This window comes from Neobacillus sp. YX16, from assembly GCF_030123505.1.
GTDB lineage: Bacteria > Bacillota > Bacilli > Bacillales > Cytobacillaceae > Neobacillus.
The window spans coordinates 2,988,468-3,007,334 of record NZ_CP126115.1 but is presented as its reverse complement, the minus strand read 5'-3'; the positions used below and the strand labels follow the sequence as shown (position 1 = coordinate 3,007,334).

At 37.2% G+C, this 18,867-nt stretch carries 17 protein-coding genes and 2 pseudogenes; 7 read left to right on the top strand and 12 right to left on the bottom strand.

Annotated features, from left to right (window positions below):
• Positions 1-440: 440 nt before the first annotated feature.
• The 4 genes and pseudogenes from QNH48_RS14505 to QNH48_RS14490 all read right to left on the bottom strand — a co-directional run bounded on the left by QNH48_RS14505 (position 441) and on the right by QNH48_RS14490 (position 4,778).
• A pseudogene (locus QNH48_RS14505) lies at positions 441-1,735 on the bottom strand (IS110 family RNA-guided transposase).
• A 302-nt stretch (positions 1,736-2,037) separates the two neighbouring features.
• A complete protein-coding gene (locus QNH48_RS14500; RefSeq protein ID WP_283955530.1) occupies positions 2,038-3,240 on the bottom strand; it encodes an IS110 family RNA-guided transposase in 1,203 nt (400 codons plus the stop codon).
• A 375-nt stretch (positions 3,241-3,615) separates the two neighbouring features.
• Positions 3,616-3,978: a hypothetical protein gene (locus QNH48_RS14495; RefSeq protein WP_283955529.1), complete on the bottom strand. Its 363-nt coding sequence runs from the start codon at positions 3,976-3,978 to the stop codon at positions 3,616-3,618.
• 449 nt (positions 3,979-4,427) lie between these two features.
• Positions 4,428-4,778 carry a VOC family protein gene (locus QNH48_RS14490; RefSeq protein ID WP_283955528.1) on the bottom strand — a complete coding sequence of 117 codons (351 nt, stop codon included), beginning with the start codon at positions 4,776-4,778 and terminating at the stop codon, positions 4,428-4,430.
• A gap of 226 nt (positions 4,779-5,004) precedes the next feature.
• Here QNH48_RS14490 and QNH48_RS14485 point away from each other — a divergent pair, with 226 nt between their 5' ends.
• Positions 5,005-5,283, top strand: a complete 279-nt coding sequence (locus tag QNH48_RS14485; RefSeq protein WP_283955527.1) for a hypothetical protein — start codon at positions 5,005-5,007, stop codon at positions 5,281-5,283.
• Positions 5,284-5,849: 566 nt separating this feature from the next.
• Here QNH48_RS14485 and QNH48_RS14480 read toward each other — a convergent pair.
• The 4 genes and pseudogenes from QNH48_RS14480 to QNH48_RS14465 form a co-directional block, all read right to left on the bottom strand.
• Positions 5,850-6,083 (bottom strand): annotated as a pseudogene (locus QNH48_RS14480) (IS110 family RNA-guided transposase); the annotation flags it as partial.
• A 453-nt stretch (positions 6,084-6,536) separates the two neighbouring features.
• Complete coding sequence (locus QNH48_RS14475; RefSeq protein ID WP_283955526.1) at positions 6,537-7,673, bottom strand: zinc-dependent alcohol dehydrogenase; 1,137 nt, start codon at positions 7,671-7,673, stop codon at positions 6,537-6,539.
• Between the two features lie 15 nt (positions 7,674-7,688).
• On the bottom strand, positions 7,689-8,051 hold the full coding sequence (locus QNH48_RS14470) for a spore coat protein (protein ID WP_283955525.1): 363 nt from the start codon (positions 8,049-8,051) through the stop codon (positions 7,689-7,691).
• A 10-nt stretch (positions 8,052-8,061) separates the two neighbouring features.
• Positions 8,062-8,277, bottom strand: coding sequence for a spore coat protein (locus tag QNH48_RS14465; protein ID WP_283955524.1), 216 nt, complete (start codon positions 8,275-8,277; stop codon positions 8,062-8,064).
• A gap of 144 nt (positions 8,278-8,421) precedes the next feature.
• Here QNH48_RS14465 and QNH48_RS14460 point away from each other — a divergent pair, with 144 nt between their 5' ends.
• From QNH48_RS14460 to QNH48_RS14450, 3 genes are all read left to right on the top strand, one after another.
• Positions 8,422-8,634, top strand: coding sequence for a hypothetical protein (locus QNH48_RS14460; RefSeq protein ID WP_283955523.1), 213 nt, complete (start codon positions 8,422-8,424; stop codon positions 8,632-8,634).
• The gene (locus tag QNH48_RS14455; protein ID WP_283955522.1) at positions 8,627-8,926 is read left to right on the top strand and encodes a spore coat protein; all 300 of its coding nucleotides are present in this window, start codon (positions 8,627-8,629) and stop codon (positions 8,924-8,926) included. Before QNH48_RS14460 ends, QNH48_RS14455 begins: the two co-directional genes overlap by 8 nt.
• 1,099 nt (positions 8,927-10,025) lie before the next feature.
• On the top strand, positions 10,026-11,015 hold the full coding sequence (locus QNH48_RS14450; RefSeq protein ID WP_283955521.1) for a DUF3231 family protein: 990 nt from the start codon (positions 10,026-10,028) through the stop codon (positions 11,013-11,015).
• Positions 11,016-11,150: 135 nt separating this feature from the next.
• Here QNH48_RS14450 and QNH48_RS14445 read toward each other — a convergent pair whose 3' ends face one another.
• Positions 11,151-11,615, bottom strand: a complete 465-nt coding sequence (locus tag QNH48_RS14445; RefSeq protein ID WP_283955520.1) for a GNAT family N-acetyltransferase — start codon at positions 11,613-11,615, stop codon at positions 11,151-11,153.
• A 383-nt stretch (positions 11,616-11,998) separates the two neighbouring features.
• Between QNH48_RS14445 and QNH48_RS14440 the strand changes: the two genes are divergently transcribed.
• On the top strand, positions 11,999-13,237 hold the full coding sequence (locus tag QNH48_RS14440) for an IS110 family RNA-guided transposase (RefSeq protein ID WP_283955519.1): 1,239 nt from the start codon (positions 11,999-12,001) through the stop codon (positions 13,235-13,237).
• A gap of 287 nt (positions 13,238-13,524) precedes the next feature.
• Positions 13,525-14,253: an alpha-helical endospore appendage domain-containing protein gene (locus QNH48_RS30465; RefSeq protein ID WP_349655131.1), complete on the top strand. Its 729-nt coding sequence runs from the start codon at positions 13,525-13,527 to the stop codon at positions 14,251-14,253.
• Between the two features lie 280 nt (positions 14,254-14,533).
• Here the strand turns inward: QNH48_RS30465 and ltrA are convergent, their stop codons facing one another.
• Both ltrA and QNH48_RS14425 read right to left on the bottom strand, forming a co-directional pair.
• Positions 14,534-15,862, bottom strand: coding sequence for a group II intron reverse transcriptase/maturase (gene ltrA / locus QNH48_RS14430; protein WP_283951264.1), 1,329 nt, complete (start codon positions 15,860-15,862; stop codon positions 14,534-14,536).
• Positions 15,863-16,439: 577 nt separating this feature from the next.
• Positions 16,440-16,670, bottom strand: a complete 231-nt coding sequence (locus tag QNH48_RS14425) for a hypothetical protein (protein ID WP_283955518.1) — start codon at positions 16,668-16,670, stop codon at positions 16,440-16,442.
• A gap of 305 nt (positions 16,671-16,975) precedes the next feature.
• On the opposite strand from QNH48_RS14425, the gene QNH48_RS14420 reads away from it, so the two are divergent.
• On the top strand, positions 16,976-17,374 hold the full coding sequence (locus tag QNH48_RS14420; RefSeq protein ID WP_283955517.1) for a hypothetical protein: 399 nt from the start codon (positions 16,976-16,978) through the stop codon (positions 17,372-17,374).
• 538 nt (positions 17,375-17,912) lie between these two features.
• Here the strand turns inward: QNH48_RS14420 and QNH48_RS14415 are convergent.
• Positions 17,913-18,776 (bottom strand): SDR family oxidoreductase, encoded by an 864-nt coding sequence (locus QNH48_RS14415; protein WP_283951655.1) that lies wholly within the window; start codon positions 18,774-18,776, stop codon positions 17,913-17,915.
• Positions 18,777-18,867: the final 91 nt, after the last annotated feature.

The following is an 18,867-nucleotide window of genomic DNA, read 5'->3' as shown; positions in this document are numbered from 1 at the left end:
TATCTTATTAAACTAAAACTCCCTCAATAAACAAAGTGAAAACTCACGTTTTCTCCAGTATTCTCAGTATTTTATAGATTATTATTGTAGGGTTTACAGCTCGCTACTTTGGTTGGATTTATCTCGTAAGGATAAATTTGGGTCTTTGAAGCAAAAAGACTGATAGCTCATTAGCCACACACTTACAAAAAATGGTGGATGAGTAAAAATATGATCGCACTGGTGGATGTCCACATTTCTCATGGAGGTCAACCCTCCCATGCCTCACAGAGTCTTCGCTCTCAAATTCCTTCGTCCAACCTTTCCATGAGGTGGATGTCAGTCATGCTGCCCCACAGGGTCCTTGCCCGAAGTTTAGTTGCTTTGCTGACTAATCCGTGCTTCAAATGTCCGAGACTTATAACACCTAAAAACCTATCCTACCTACTGCTCTTACTGCATTATGCTACCTTTTCAACTTCTATGTTTACTCTCATATGAGGGATATCCTGTAACATTCTCTCTTCACTAAACTCAAATTGTTTCTTTCCAATGGCAAAGAATATACGTATTAGCTTATTACACAAGGCAATCAGAGACTGCATTTTCTTTAGAGGATTGTTCGGACGTTGCGTGTAATAGACATGCAGCGCTTTAAAGGCCGAGTTCTTCGCGACCATAATCATACACACCCTGAAGAGGAGAGCCCTTAGCTTCTTCCTCCCCCTTTTAGAGATCCTTGTTTGCCCTTTATGCTTGCCAGAAGTATTCTCTTTCAAGCTTAATCCAGCTAACTTTATGATTTGTCTCGGGTGCGAATACCCTTGTAGATCTCCCACTTCTGCAAAGAAGCCGGCAACCGTATCTCTCCCCACTCCCTTGATTGCTAACATTTGCTGGACACCAGGTATATGTTCAATCAAGTTATCTATCTTCTGATCTAGTTCTTCGAACTTCGCTTGTATCAAGTCATATTTATCAAGCAGAGTGGCCAGTTCTAATTTGGCCATATTTGAACCTTGGCAAAGTCCGATGGACTCTTTAGCTGCTTGTTTTAACTCTTGTATTTTATTTATTCCTACACTACGACTAACTGCTTTCCGTAGATGGTCTAATAAGTACTGATCAGAGAAATTGATCAGGTCATTTGGTAAGGATCCTAACCTTAAAAATTGCAACGCTGCTTTACCTTCCCAACTCTTAAAGACGGTTAGAAACTCAGGAAAATAGCGATCTAGCCAGTTGTGAATCTGGCCTTGCACCGTTTGAAGGTCATCAGTAAGGAGATCACGTATTTTTTTCGCCACACGAAGTTCTGCATAAACACCTTTTGGTATCGTCGGTTCAGCATATCTCCCGTCCTTGACCAACTGAGCGATGACTTTAGCATCTTTCACATCGTTTTTAGTCGGTGAATTATCGTCAAGTTCCTTACTCCTCTTAACATGTAATGGGTTCACAGCGACAAACTTTATTTGATTTTCTTTCAGAATATGAGCTAGGTTTAGCCAATAGTGGCCAGTAGGTTCCATCCCTACGATCGCTTTTTCCATGTGTTGTTCTAGTTTTAATTTTTGATCCAATCAAGAAACAGTTGAAATCCTTGCTTGGTATTATCAAAATAACAAGGGGAACCAAACTCCATTCCTCTGTAGTCCTGTGCACGTGCAACATGCTTGAATTTCGCAATATCTACACCTATAATAAGAGTCTGAGAAGTGATTTGAGCAATCTTTTCATTTTGGTTATAATTCATTTCAAGACCTCCTGGTATTTGGGATTGTCCTTTTTTGCTGGCCAGCTTTTAGGACTCTCTTATTCTACCAAGAGGTTCTTTTTTTGTTCAAACCTCTTTTTCATTCATTACAGGAATGCTGCTCCGTTAGTGGAACAAGAAAATGGCATTACCCCATAGTTGAAGTAAACCAGCTAATAGGATGTCAATATTTTTCTATAAAAAAATAAAACAACTAAGGATATACTAAAAATGTTCATGCTAAATAACCTTCCTCATCTTCTTTCTTGGAAGGTTTTTCATGTATTACTTAATTGTATCTCTTAAGCCAAATCAAGGAAAGTTTCTTTACTTTTTAGTAATGCAAAAATCCAATGAACAAGTTTATTTGTACAAGCAATCATTGCTACCTTAAAGGGCTTTCCTTCTTCTCGCTTTTTATCATAGAACTCTTTTAACTTCTTATTGCGAGAGCCCCTTATTCCACAGAGAACAGCCATATATAAGGCATGACGCAATCTGCTTGAACCTCTTTTGGTAATCCGATTTATCGTCGCTGTAAATTTACCAGACGAATGGACACTCGGATCTATTCCAGAGAAGGCAACCAGTTTTTTAGGATGATTAAACCTCTCGATCTCACCAATTTCAGAAAGAATCGTTGCAGCGATTTTTTCACCAATTCCAGGGATCGATTGGATAATCTTATATTCTTCAATTTCTCCTGCCAAAGCATCTATTCGCCCGTCCAACTTGGCAAGATGCTCTTGGTATTGGAGAAGCATCTGAATATACATCTCTAAGCTATTCAAATGACTATGATATAGTGTGCTCTTAAATGGGTTACGCTGAGCTGCCTCCATCAACTTCTTTGCTCTTTCGTTTGCCCAACGCTCCGAACGACTTGTACATAAACTCGCAATCTTATCTGCTAATTTAGATTCCTCTTCCCTCAAAACAGATTCAGATGTGGTATATTCCAACAGTGTATTTAATGAAACCTTCGAATACATATCTCCGAAAACGCCTTTATACTCTGGAAATACTTGTTCTAATATCGCATTAAACTGCAACTTAGCTTGTACATAAAGACCTGTCAGAGTTTCGTGTTGTCTTGTAAGGTTACGAAGGTTTAACAGCTGAGTCCCACGCTTTTTATATGGATCCAACTCTTCCTTGTAAAAAAGTTCACATAAGCAATAGGCATCGACTGCATCGGTTTTAACCTTTCGTAAACTTGATTTCTTTGCTTGATATGACAGTAGTGGATTAACCATTATATACAAATAATTATGTTCCTCTAAGAGCTGAATGACTGGCGTGTGGTAATGCCCTGTTGCTTCTAATATGACAGTCGGTTTTTGACCAGACTCATTCTCTATCTTTCTCATAAAGTGAAATAATACTCCTAACGATTCATTGGTGTGCGATACCTTAAAACTTTTGCCATAAGGTTTTCCCTTATCTAAAAATGCTTGAACTTCACTTTCCCCACTGGAAATATCCAGACCAACTACTGGATTCATTATTTATCTCTTCCTCTCTCAAATTACTTACCAGTACCCCTATTCCATCTTGAAGTATCATAGCTTCGCTTGTTATGCGAGATCATTGTCCCAACCAGCCTCAAACATGTTTCTACAAGTAGGGGGCGGACAGTTTACTTGACGGAATCTTTGTCCCACGCACCCGTACGTCCTACCCTGGCTACTGATATAATAGATTCTATTAAAAAAAGGTCAACCAGTAAAAACTGGTTAACCTTATAATACGAAAGCTCCCGTTACTTTAAGTACAATATTTCACAAACTTGCTTTCTAAAAAAAAAAGAGCCGTCTAAACGACTCAATATGTTAAATTAGTTTTCGTATCCCTTTGCAGAACCATAATAACTTTTTTATTTATCTATTAATTACAGTACATCTCATTGCTCCTCTACGGATTAACTCTTCTGCTCTTGTTAATGAAATTCTAACAAGTACAGCTTCGTCTTCATTGTTTTCCACGTCGAAAACCAAAAATGCTCGACCATTTTCTATTAAAACACATATGAATTCCGCATTGTTACGTGGAATGCGGTCAGCAATTGTACAGCGTTGAACACCCGCTCTTATTAGTGTTCTAAATTCCCGCTCAGAAATTCGGATAAAAACAAATTCCTCTAAATCTATATCTTCCACTTCAATTTCTACCAGTAGAAAGAACCGATTTCCAATTCTTACTACACAATTTGCTCCAATAGAAACAACGTCATTATTATTCATTACTTTCACCTCCCTTTTGATTCTATTAAATTCAAAAGGAAGTAAAATGCTTGGACAAACAAACAACTAATTTTAAATTTTATATAAGAAAACACTAAAAATAACCTAAAATATTTTACAATTCAATTGAACTGATTCCCAAACCTTATTTTAACTATACTGCTTCGCTAGTGGAACAAGAAAAGGGCTGCCGAAGCAGCCCTCAATCCCTAACTTAGCAACCCATTAGACATGGGAGCGAAAACCTACAGGGGTGGCGTGGAGACCGTACATTATATGGAAATTAATGGAGATATACCTAACCCCTTTATTTAAGTACGCTTTCATTTAGCCAAATTGCTAAAAACTCATTTCATTTGTCCCCTAAGGTTATTAAGTGCTTTGAAATCCTGCCAATAAGTGAGTTTTTGAGAGATAATCGTATCTAACTGAGGGAGCTTAAGAAGGTTTTAACACTTACACACCATCAAATGATTGCCATCAGGGTCTTTAAAATTAAACCATTGGTTATGCTCTATTCCTGTTGTTATTTCTACATTCTTTTCCCTCATAGACTCGTAAGCATTTTCTATATTATTAGTATTGAAATGAAATAGTGGGACTTTGAGTATATTTTCAACTGAAAAAATTTTGCTATCTAATACAATCCCTGTTCCATTCATAGGTACTATAAACAAATGACCAAATAATATTTCGCCTTCTGCTGCTAAGCCAAGTATGTCACAATACCAATTACGTGCCTCTTCAATATTACGTACAGGAATAAAAACTGTCCCGATTTGATTTAGTATAGGATTCATAAATACCTCCAGTAAATATGACATTGAATTACTAATTTTATCAATTCGTCAATAGGTCTCTTTTTCCCTTTTCTGATTGTACTAAATATCCCCGTAAGTAAAACAAGAAAAAGGGCAGCCACGTGGCAACCCCTATCTTCAACTCTAGCGCCCGTTTCTTTAAGTACATTTCTTCACAAATTTGCTAATTGTTCAAAAAGAAAAAAGGTTGCCTCAGCAAACTATATTGGTCGCATCGAACCCCGCTCACTGTGATAACCTTACTGCCGATCCAGAATTTAGTACTCCAACAGTCGAAGAATTAGCCAACCCTTCCGTTCAAGCAGAACTTGAAAATCGAGGCATATGTCCAATGGTAGTTTGGGCATTGAATAATGGAGTTCTTACCCTGGTAAGATTAGAACCTGGAAGTGTTCAACCTGTTATAATACTTCCAACGCCGTCCGAATCCTGTCTTGCCTATACAATTTGTCTTGATAACCCTAACACCATACTTCCTGGATAATAAAACATTACTAAACAAGGAAAATGACGTATACCAAAATTCATACGTCATTTCTAATGAACATTTATCAAGAATATACCCGAAAATGGGACTCTTTAATTTGGTAGAAAGTCCATTAAGTTTATTATTAACGTTTTCCAAGTAATTCCTCCTAAACTCCCTAAGTTTGATACCAATATCTCTTGAATGCTCACTTATTCGCAGGATTTCATAACCCTTGTAATTGGATTTACGGGTAATTGAAATGAGTTCAGATCATCTTGGCTTCGTGAAGGCATAAATAAAGGAGTCAGCTACCACTCCATATTTTACCATATAATGTACATCTCCACGCCGCCCCTGGAGGCTTTCCCACCCATGTCTCAACGGGTCAATCGCCCTCTCATTCCTTCGTCATGCCTATCCAAGGGGTGGAGGCCAGTTATGCTAACCTGATGGGTCACAGTGCCCTTTTGTTTAAGAAACCTGGTACTCCGTACATATTTGAAATCCTACGAATAAGACAACATTCAAAAATTAAAGTTAACAATTTTAAATGATGCATTTATAAAACTAATGTATTATTTCTATGCTGCTAAAGGGATTAATACTTGGATTTTACTTGGACAGTAAGACTCGTTTCGTCGTGCTATTCCTACAAAAATCCTGGCTAGTTTTCCTATCAGTTTCATTATTGATTTCATTTTCTTTATCTTTTTAACCTTCACATTATGGGAATGGATCGCTTTAAATTCAGGGTTATTCATCACAAGGCTCATGGTTGCTAAGTAGAGGAAGCGTCGGAGTCTTGATCTTCCTCGCTAACCTGCTTCGTTAGCTGAACAAGCAAAAAGACCGCCGCAGCGATCCCATCTTTAACTATTGCACCCTATAGTTTAAGTACAATGTTTCACAAAGTTTCCTTATGGTGAATAATTTTACATATTTGCTCTGCTGTCCTTCAAGAAATCAAGGATATTCAATGAATACTTATAACCATTATCGGTAATTAAGAAAATCATTGATTCAACAAAAAAGACGATGGATGATCACCGCCTTAAATGATTGTTTTATCTTTCTGTAAATTTAATTGTGAAATAAAGGTAATCAAACTTATGTTTTGTGGCCATTAATTGTGATGCAAGTATTGCGGTGTAGATAGTTGTTAATAGTATACGAAAAACTGCTATCCCAAATTATAAGTCCTTGTTATACAAAATAACAATCTCCATTTTTAAAAGAATTTATAGGAATTCATCTTAGATTTATTCAATTTAAGGTTTTAGAATGACTTTTATACAATTATCGGTCCTTGTGTCAAAAACTTCGTATCCATGCTTTGCCTGGTCTAATGGAAGAACATGTGTAATTACATCACCAATATCAACCTTTCCTTCAGATATAAGATTATAAAGAAAAGGCATATACGGAATAACTGGGGCTTGACCCGTTTTAATGTCAACATTTCTTTGGAAGATGTCTCCTAACGGGAAACCATTATAACGTCCCCCATAAACACCGGTAATTTGGATGGTACCAGCTTTGCGTACAGCCTGTGACGCAATGACAAGCCCGCCCATTGCACCGCCATGAAGCTTCATTCCGGATGCAAGATATTCAAGAGGAGTCATCTTGCCGCTCATACCTGAACAATCAATAACGATATCTGCTCCGCCTTGTGTTATCTCTCTTAAATATTCGCCAACGTTTTCATGTTCCTCAAAATTTACAGTCTCCACTTTATTGGTTCGTTTCGCATGATCAAGCCGGTAATTGATGTAATCGACAGCAATAACTCGCTCAGCACCTTTATACCAGGCAAATTTTTGAGCAAGGAGACCTACTGGCCCACATCCTAAAACGATGACAGTATCACCAGCTTTGACACCAGAGTGATCTACACTCCAATAAGCTGTTGAGGCTGCATCTGCAAGTAACACCAACTTTTCATCTTCTACTTCGCAGTTCTCCGGTAATTTGAATGGAGTAAAGTTTCCATATGGAACACGCATATATTCAGCTTGTCCGCCAGCATATCCACCGGTTGTTTCTGAATATCCAAAGAAACCGCCCATGTCACCATGAGGGTTGGAATTATCACATTGGCTAGTTAAGTCATGGTTACAGTACCAGCAATGCCCACAGCTTACATTAAAGGGAATAATTACCCGATCCCCTTTTTTCAATTTTGTTACTTCCGGTCCTACTTCTTCGACTACCCCCATCGGTTCATGGCCTATTACGTAATCAGTTGGCAAATTGGGAATCATTTGATGAATCAAATGCAAATCGGATCCGCATATAGCAGAAGTTGTTATTTTTACAATGATATCATCGCCATTTTTAATTTTTGGGTCTTTTACTTCTTTAACCTGGACATTTTTATTCCCCTGGTACGTGACAGCTTTCATTTTTTCTTACCTCCCTTATTTATTAGGCGTTGCGAACATTCCAAGTCTATCCGTATCATTAGGGAATATGTTCATCCCGGCGATCATTAAAGCATTGTCGGCAGATTTAAGATCCAACTCAACTTGCTTGCCAACATCGTTCGGATATAACCAGCCCTTGCTTATCATCAATTCAGATATCTCTGTGTGTAAATCAATGGATTGTTCCATTTGCCTGTATAATGCTTCCCTTAACTCCGGGCTAGCTGTTTCAGTTAACGCAATGGCATATGTATGAATGCCCGTTTTAACTGAAAGAAGAAATTCCAATGCAATGCCTGAATCTGCCATTTCTGGCATATGTTCAGCCCCTTGGGGATCCAAATAATCCATTTCCATTTTTTTCACCTCATCCTATATAATTGGTTCTTGCACCTTTATAAAATTCTTTAAGTTCATTTATCGCTGCGATTGATTGTTGAACATCTTTTTCCATCAGTGCTTTTAAATCATTATCGAAGCAAAGCCCCTGCATAAGCTTTGATTTCAATAAGCATACAGTTTTCAGGTTTAATACCTCATGTGTTTCCATTGTTTCATGATAAGCCAAGATTTCCTTCTCCATAACTTCACCTCCTGAAATTAAAATCCCTTTACTATGTGAAAATTATTCAATGAAATATAACTGGTTATGGAATATTTTTGGTGGAATATGAATCTCCTGTCTGAAGTAAGATAAGAGAAGTTTTTAAAGATTGGAGAGATACTCTTGACAAAATATTTAGGACTTCATGAAACACTTGAGACACTCGAGTTAATTGCATTTAAAACAGTATGTTTAACAAAAACTGTAACTATGAGCAAATTGCTTCCTGATGGAGATCTTAAAACAATTCTTTCTGGTGATTTAGAATCAGGAAGTCAAGGTCTGAAGCAACTTCAGAACTTTATTACAAACAGGGAGGAGACTCACAATGAATAATCTCCTGCAAAATATGGCTGGTATGGGAGGATTAACAGAACGGGCAATCGCCTCGGATTTTCTGATTTCATCTAAATCTGCCGTCAGAAATCTAGCATTTGCTATTACGGAAACAGCTACACCTGAACTGAAATCAGCTCTTCGCGAGCAATTAAGAAATGCAGTGGATACACATGCCAAGATAACAGATTTTATGATTGCCAATGGATATTATCACCCTAATAATTTAGGTGACCAAGTAAATGTAAGACTGCAGGATGCGCATACAGCTTTAAACCTTAAAGATCAATAGGGGCAGTATCGTATGTTTTATGCAATAAAAAATCAGCTGCTATTAAACAGCTGATTTTTTCCTTCAATATATTACACAGGTAGATCTTCACCTGCCCGTCAGTTGAAGAAGAAAAGCCGCCTGTCACTGTTACCCTTTCATTACCGTAATCATTGTATAAAATTCAAATGAACTTTTCTGGGTTTCTTACTTTTAGCAATAATACATTACCACAGCTAACACAAAAACAAGCATCGACAGGAGAGTATTTCAAAACTGTATTTTTCTTAAAAAGGGCTCCATATCCCTTAAATTTAACAGTCTGTGTTCTCCTGGACCCACATTGAAACATTCCCTATCCATTTTCCTTGGAACCCTAATAGTACCTACCCCGTTAGCCATCCATGCAGAACAAAATGAGTGCTGCTCCACAAAGAATGAAAATGGTTAGGAAGTGTCCATACTGATACTGACCTTAATCCAGTCAACCCTAATCCATAGACTTATAATTATTGCTCTCCTCTTTTTTTAACGATTGAGCAGGGTCTTCTTAAGTTTTGTCATTTTTCTAATCTTGAAGAAACTTATTTTCATGGTGGTACAATAAGGAATTCAACAAAAAAGGCCGTTAATCCTCCTGGACCAACACACCCGTTTGTTTCTGTAGTCCTTTCCAAAGGAAAGTGGTTAAAATAAAGTTTTTCATAGATAAGATTTTAATTTAATTCCTAATAATTCGTCCTTGTAGTGACGTGCACTTTATTTGGAGAGGCGGGCATGATAGCCTGATTTTGGCTGAGCCAGAATTCTTAATATATCTGGCTTCATGGCTCATAATCTTGCCCGCAGAGGCTCCAAGTAAAGTGACAAATTGCCTGTACTTTCTTCCAATAGAGGAATGGACAATCTCTGAAAATAACTTCAAAATGACTTATTCACTTAATAAAGCACTACACTACATTTAAGTATATTACTTCACATAATTGTGTACAATATGTCCTGTCAATAAAGCAAGTAGCCGTAAATTAATACCTAAAAAAAGCTAATAAAAAAGTGCAAAATAAATTGGTTTTTATCATGGCTTGGATAGGGTTAAAAAAATTGTTTTGGAGGCATAGCAATGATTAAAAAAATCGTAGAACTGGATGTATCGAATCTTTGGACCCCCTATCTCAACAACACGTTGGCACGGTGCGTCAATTCCTATGCTTTAAAAACCATTATGGATTCCGACATCTATTCCATTTTTGAAAAAGCACAACAACTGACCAATCATCTCCTTCAAATGATTACTGAGATTTTTCAAAAAGAACAGTTTCCGATTCCGCATGGATTTACGGAGAAAGATGTCCATCTTGATGCTCCTCGCTTATTTTCTGATGAATTTTGGCTGTTTTATCTTCACGGAATGACTACCCATGGATTAACCGCTTATTCACTCGGAATGACCACATCTCACAGGCTGGACGTACGAAGATTTTATTTAGAAGCATTCAAAGGCGCTTCTGAGATATATGATACAACCTTAGACATGTTAAAATCTAAGGGACTATCGGACCGGGTTCCTACCATTTCCTTGCCAGAAGAAGTGGAATTTGCTAAAAAACAAAGTTTTCTTGCCGGTTGGTTAGGGGTCCATCGACCCTTGAACGTTATTGAAATCAGCAGTCTTTATTATAATTTACAGAAGAGTACACTCGCAAAAGATTTAATCTTAGGTTTTAGCCAAACTGCTGAGTCGAAAGAAATTCAGACATTTTTCCAACGGGTGGTGGAACAGACAGAAGAGCATCTTTCGATTTTTCGTTCAATCCTGCATGAGGACTTTATCAGTTCGTCGATTTCCTGGGATACCCATATCACCGATTCCGAGACAGCACCTTTTTCCGATAAATTGATGATTTTCCATTGTGCCTTTCTTATTCAATCTGCCATGGCATATTATGGAACTGCCATGTCCGGTTCCATGCGGCGCGATCTAGGACTCAAATATGCTTCTGCAATTAAAAATGATGTCAAACTCGCGGAAGACTGTGCGGAAATCATGATTGCTAATGAATGGTTCGAGGAACCACCGCATTCGGTCGATCGTAGAGAATTATCTAATTGATAAAGTTTCACTGAAAACCATCCTATATTCGGTTGGTTTTTTTTATTGTTTTTCAACAAACCCGCTTCGTTAGCACAATAAGCAATAGGAGCTGCCGTATCGACAACTCCCAATTCACCTATCGGACCCGTTAGCTTAATAAAGATAGCCTAAAAAATCTAGATCTCCTTCGCTCCACCCAGACTTACCAACTTCTTTATTCATTAATCCATCAATTACTTCATAACCTATATCCCTTGTAATTTGACTTATATGGTCAATTTTTAACCATTTACATTTGTTCGTAACTGACTTGTACCCATTTTTTAAATACAACGTTTTGTAGTCAGCAAATAACAATAAAAAATCAATATTTCTATTGCAACAAAACTGTTCAATTTCTAAAAGTAACATCGAACCTATCCCCTGTGAGCGAGTGTTTTGGGTGACACATAAATCAATTAGACCAAGCACTCTTATAGGATTTCCGTTAAGATTCATCACTCTGTAATCTATTCCTACCTGTCCTACAAGTTGATTTTTGTCGTTAAAAACTACAAATCTAAAATGAGGTAATTGTTTGAAATAAATTCTGTTTTTGGAAAGTCTTCTTGAAAACATTCGCTTAACAATTCTTGTATATTTGAAGTTAAATCATTACCTATCTCATAATCAAATACCATATCTATCTTCACATTATCTTCTCCAATTATCTTCATTAAAGCAGCGCCTCTAGTCTTAAACTAACGCACCCGTTCGTAATATAAGGTTATCCAGATTTTTCTGGTTGACCTTTTTTTATATGGTCTTATGATTACGGTAGTCGGGGTAGAACGTCGCACCCGTGGGATTCAATCCCGTTAGCTAAACTGTTCACCCCCTACTTGTATAAACATGTTTCAGGCTCGTTGGGACATAGATCCCGTTTTACAAGCGAACCTATGACATTACAAGAAGCCTTAGGGGATACCGACTAATATTGCATTTCTAGGAGGAGATAAAGTATGAATCCAGTCATTGGTCTGGATGTATCAAAAGGGGAAAGTCAGGTACAAGCTTTTTTAGATAAAGGTAAGCCATACCGTAAGAGCTTTAGTATTAATCATGATCTTGAGGGTTTGGGGAATTTATTAGATTTCCTTCAAGAAGTTGAGAAATCAGCAGGTGGTCATCAACCTTCGGTCGTTTTAGAATCAACTGGGCACTATCATATTCCCGTTATTCAGTTTTTAGAGGAACAAAAATATGTTTATATTATCGTCAATCCTCTTATCTCACACAGAGCCAAGAGCTCAAGCCTAAGAAAGGTAAAAACAGATGCAATCGATGCTTATCACCTTTGTGAATTGTATTATAAAGAAGAATTAGAGCCTTACAAGAAGCGTGGAGTTCAACTCTTAAACCTTCGTAATCTAACAAGACAACAAGAGAGTATTGCAGAAATATCAGCGAAAACAAAGTTACAGCTTCATTCTTTAATCGATCAGGTATTTCCAGAGTATCGAGGTGTATTTGGAAGCCTATATTCGAAAGTATCATTGCTTACTTTACTAGAGTTCCCTACTTCTAAGGCTGTATTAAGTGTGAGTGAAAAAGAGTTAACTGATAAGATAGCTTCGTTATGTATGAGTCGTTCGGAGTCATGGGCAAAGGAAAAGGCACAGAAATTAAGAGAAGCAGCCCTTCGTGATCCTTTTCAAAACAACCTCTACGATAGTCATATTTTTAACCTTGAAATCTTGGTTAAGATTGTTCTTCAATACCAAGAGCATCTATCCAATATTGCGGATGAAATAGATGCCCTCGCTAGTAAAATTGAAGAATATGAAATCCTCCAATCTATCCCTGGAATCGGAGAAAAAATCGCTGCAACGATTATTTCTGAAATTGGGGAGATAGATCGGTTTAATGGTGCCAAAAAGTTAGTTGCGTTCGCTGGAATAGATCCTAGTGTGTACTCTTCAGGAAAGTTTACTGCATCGGTAAACCGAATAACCAAACGTGGCTCGTGTAGGCTTCGCCACGCCTTGTATATGGCTGTTCAAAGTGGTATTCGGGATTCCCGTAAAAAGAAAACGACTGATGAGATTATTCCACGCAATAGAAGACTACGAGAGTTTTACGATAAGAAACGAGAAGAAGGAAAACCCTTTAGAGTAGCGATCATTGCCTGTACAAATAAGCTCTTACATTGGATTTACGCCTTATTAAAAAGCAGATCTACTTTCCAAGATATAGCTTAAAATCTATATCTAACTAAATACAACAAAACCTTCCAAAAAGAGCATAACGGAAGGTTATTTGGCATGAATATTTTTAGTATAACATGAGGTTATTAAACTTTTAATTGAAAAATGTTGACAAACTATTAGCTGGTTTACTTTAAGTACATTTATTCACAAACTTTGATTTGAGAAAATATGGGTGGTTGTAGAATCCTATTTTTTAATCTACTAGGGACAAGCATATAAACAAACTAAATTTTATAGCATAAAATAATATTACAATAATAGAAAGGGGGTGAATTATTTTGTCTTTCCCAAATATACCAAATATCACACCGTTGATTTCGGTTTCTGTTGAACAAACCATTCCTTTACTTCTAAGTTCCATTGCTCTTGAGGAATTGGCTCTCGCTCATATTATGAACGCTGAAGCAGAGAAGCTACAATTTGTTCTTGGAACACTAGGTGATACAGGTGTTACGCTTTCTCCCACAGAGGTGTCATTAGGTGATCTTCTTGATGTCAATGCAAGTGTTCAAAGAACCCTTCGTGACGTCATCAAAAAGGAAATGCTTTTGGAGTTCAAGTTTGAAAATGTACTTGATTTATTAGCAACACTGCCAGAACCGCTAAGTTGTCCAGATAGCGTGACACTTTCTGACGGATCCACGATTACATTTCTTGGTGTATCCCCTGACGGACTAACATGGAATTACCAAGTGAGCTTTCCAGCACCACCAATTTTCTATAATCTTGGTTTATTGTTCGAGTGTGCTTTAACTTCATTTAGTTCTTGTTCAACTTCGGATCCGTTTGGATTTTGTTTACCGTCAAATATTGCCGGTCCTATTTGTGGACTATCTCAACAATCTGGTATTTTTTTCGCTAATTTCAGTTTCACTCCCTCCAGCCAAACAACATTCAATTTCTCTTTTACTTTAAATCAAGTGCTCCCTATCGGAACAATCCAAGCTTTTCTATTAACTGCTGCTGGTGTCGAATGTTTCGAAATCTGTGGACCTTTGTGTTCTTAACGAATATAGAAACTGAAGAATATATTAGAATGGATAATGATTGGATATTAAGGGATTTGGTAAATTAAATTTCACTCCCTTCAAAGAAAGCACCAGTAAGGGTGCTTTTTTAACCGTTTTTCTATTAATAGTAAATTGGGTTAAAATGAAATAGAAATCATTCCTCATCTTTCACTAGTCGAGTAGAAAGGAACCTCTCTACCTTACGGTAGATTGTGTTCCTCCCCCTCACAGAACCGTGCTTGCGCTATTAACGCACACGGCTCCTCCAAATTATCATTCACAGAATATAGCTAATTTCTTTTCTTAAATCATAAATATTCACTTTGATTCTTGGTGAAGGTAGTGGATATTTATTAAGAAAGAGCCTGAATTTGTCCCAAGTAAAGGATTTCCTTTGGCTTCTTCTGTTTAGCCATTTGTATAGTAAGCATTCGATTTTCTCTTTAAAGTTGTTAACAGTTTGGGTATTATCTGTGATGCAATAATAGTTGTAGTAACCTATTAGTGAGCGTTTAAATCTATCCATAATCATATGAATATCTTTATTCCTATTATTCTTCAGCCATTCTTTAGTTCCTTTTAGTTTGCCTTGGACTTTCTTCCTGCTCGTTTTCCGCTTTACTCGGAATTTCCCGTGCTTACTTATCCCACAATAGTGAGTAAATCCAAGGAAGTCGAAGGTACCCGGTTTGCCAATTCCGTCACGTTTTGCATTCTTCTCCGCAAACCGTCCGAAGGGAATTATTTTAGTTTTATCCTCGGCTATTTCTAGGTTAAATTTCTTTAATCTCGCTTTTAATGAATGAAAGAATTGCTCGGCTTCACTTTTATTCTGAAAACAACAAACAAAATCATCTGCGTATCTTACTATATACGCCTGGCCTTTACATTGTTTCTTAACCACTTTTTCAAACCATAGATCAAGAACGTAATGGAGATAGACATTGGCTAATATCGGAGATATCACTCCACCTTGCGGTGTACCATTGTCTGTCTTGTATTTCTTACCTTCCTCCATGTATCCACCTTTAAGAAACCTGCTGATTAGTCTCAGTAGGTTAGTGTCAGTGATTCGGAGTTTCAAGAATTCCATCATCCATTTGTGGTCAACGTTATCAAAGAAGCCTTTAATATCTACATCTACTACATAGCTTATTGCTCTCTTCTCAATATAATGATTCAGTATTTTCAGTGCATCGTGGCAGTTTCTATTTGGACGGAACCCAAATGAGCAGTCTAGAAAGTCATTTTCATAGATGGCATTTAGTATTTTCGTAATGCCTTTTTGAACAATTTTATCTTCTTGTTCCGGTATTCCCAATGGTCTCATCTTGTTTGAGTTGAGCTTTGGGATATACATTCGTCTTACTGGAACAGGACGATAACTTTTGCTTTTGAGCCTACTTACTAAGTCCTCTATGTTTTCTTCTAAACTTTCATCGTATTGCTCTTTAGTAGTACCGTTAATCCCAGTTGCCTTCTTATTGGGTAGTTCAAGATGGCATTGAATTAATGCTTCCTTATCTAAAAGATGTGCAAGAGATGTAAATTTCATTTTAGGATTAGATTTTGCTAATTCTGCTATCCTTAGTAGTTTTGTTTCCATTTATTTATACCTACCTCTGTGTGTAGTAAATGTGTCCCTAGTAAGGGTGATAACTGGTAGCTAGCCTTTCCTCCATCGGCATTACCCAACTTCATTGGTACTACGCTGCTATCCGACTCCCTACACGGCATTTGGTTTCCTCGCTTTTTATCACTTGTAGACCATACTCTTCTATTAAAATAAGAAAAGACCGGTAGGGTCTCCCGAGTTGCCGTATCATATCAATGTGTAACGTGCCAAGGTCTCTGACCCCAGAGAGGTTTTACCCTTCTTGCCATTAACGAAAGATAAAATGTAGCTTTCTGAACGCAGGTATGTCATCAGCCCTCTCGATTTTCTAACATTATGGAGCTCAATCCCTTCAACCCTTGGGCTTTCGGCCCGCCACCTAACTGTCTACGCTTAAAGACTAAAGTTACCTTTAGTCCTTCAAGACTCGCTACGAGCGAATGGCTAGTTCTTACTCGACGGGAATCCCACCCGCTATATGATACGACCTATGCTCGGCCGCACACCTGCCCCATTAGTACAATAAGAAAAAGCCGCCGAAGCAGCTGATCTGGGAGAAACGCACCCTTTAGTTGAAGATTGGATGATAAATTATTAAAATAACGCCTAAAAATATAAATCCAACGAAAACGATTAATCCACTTGTATCTAGTAAGACACCTAATATTATCCATAATAAATAAAGAATTTTATTTTTTTTACTTTCACCTTTATTATTTTTGTAGGCATCTTTAATTAACCACCCTAAAATGCTACATCCAACAACAACCAATATTATGCCAATAGTAATTATTTTCATAAATTTCCCTCGGTTATTAAATATTTTTTTAATATTGTTTTTAACTATTCTGCCCCTTTAACCCAATAAAAAGAGCTGCCAAAATGACAGCACCGAACTTACGCTAACGCACCCTATAGTTTAAGAACATTATTTCACAAACTTTTATAAAGACTACCTTTATCGCGGGGAATCACACAGCCTTTCATTTAACATAAATAGAAATACTTTGGCGTAATTTTTTAGTAGAGTCTATTACAAATATCTATACCTTCAGTTTTATTTTACATACATTGATAGTAGGACAAGCAAAGGAGGTGAATATTTTGGGTATACGAATTTGTCCACCTGTAACCGATTATCCAAATGAACCACATGAATGTAGGCAACGACGGATAGATTTTGCTCTCGATTCTCCTATTGCCTTAAATAATGGGATGCGAATTTCTTTTCCGAATATTATAGGGGAATTCCCGCAACTAGCTACCTGTGATAACCTAACTGGCGATCCAGAATTTAGTACTCCAACAGTCGAAGAATTAGCCAACCCTTTCGTTCAAGCAGAACTTTCTAATAGAGACATATGCCCAATGGTAGTTTGGGCTTTGAATAATGGAGTTCCTACCCTGGTAAGATTAGAATCTGGAAGTGTTCAACCTGTAATAATACTTCCAACACTGTCCGAATCCTGTCCTGCTTATATATTTTGTCTTGCTAACCCCTAGTAACACCTTTCATCCTGGATAATAAAACATTAATAAACAAGGAAAATGATGTATACCAATTCATACGTCTTTTCTTATGAATATTTATCAAGATTGCACCCGAAAATGGGACCCTTTAATTTGGTAGAAAGTCTATTACGTTTTCTTGCACAATAGAATCGTAGTGTGAAAATACCTTAAATACCTTTAGACCATAATAAGATTATTTCAAGATACCCTACGAATCTTGGTGGTTTGTTAAATCCATCCTTGAACCAACAGGGATGGATTTTTTATGTTCTTTTTAATTTTCTTAGCTGCACAATTTGGGTCAAATGCGACATACAGGAGTCATTTCTTTCTTCAACTAAACTGCTTCGTTAGCACAACAAGGAAAAAGCGAAATCATTGTTGAAGTATCGCACCCATTAGTTTAAGTATATTTTTTCACAATCTGATAATTATTTCTCGTGTTTAATTTCCTTTTTCGGATTACAACTGAATAATTCAGCAAAAAAAACCGACTTAATGTCGGTTTTCAAATTGATTTTTATTTTGTTTATGAAATTGCATTAACAAGTTGGGTCAGTGATTCGTTGATTGGAGCAACTGGACGACCAAGAACTTTCTCAAAATCATTGCTTTCAACTTCTAGTGAACCGTTCCGAATGCTTTCTTGAATTCCTACTACTATCGGAATCACAAAATCAGGTAAACCTAAGCCTTTCATGATCTCTGCATATTTTTCGTCGCTAACTTGTCGTACAGGTACTTCTTTACCCAATACATTACCAAGAGCAGATGCCAATTCTTCTTGAGTTAAAAGTGGACCAGAAAGTTCATATACTGTATTTTCGTGACCACTTCCAACAAGAACTGCTGCCGCTGCATCTGCGTAATCTTGTTGCAGTGCCCAGCCTACTTTACCTTCTCCAGCAGATGTTACCCATGGAGCTCCTGACATAGCTCCTTGAATGCTTCCAATTTCATTTTCCAAATACCAATTGTTACGCAAGAAAGAATATGGGATACCTGTCTTAATGATGGCTGCTTCTGTCGCAACATGAGGAGGAGCCATTATATTTTTGCTTTCTGTTGCATTTGCTAAACTTGTGTAAGCAATAAATTTTACTCCTGCATGTTCAGCTGCTCGGACAGCATTAGTATGTTGACGAATTCTCGTTTCATTGTCACCATCCGCAGAAATAATTAATAAGCGGTCAATCCCTTTAAAAGCATTTTCTAATGTTTCTGGATGATCAAAATCTCCATGACGAACTTCCACCCCACGACTACGAAGTCCTTCTGCTTTCTCTGGGTTTCTAACACTTACTGCCAACTCTCTTGCAGGTATAGATTTCAATAATGATTCTACAACCTTTGAACCTAATTTCCCTGTTGCTCCTGTAACTAATATTTTCATTTTGTCTTCCTCCAATTCAGATTTACCTGTAACAATACCTATTACATGTAATAATTTTAGTTACATGTAATCGATTTGTCAACATGTATGC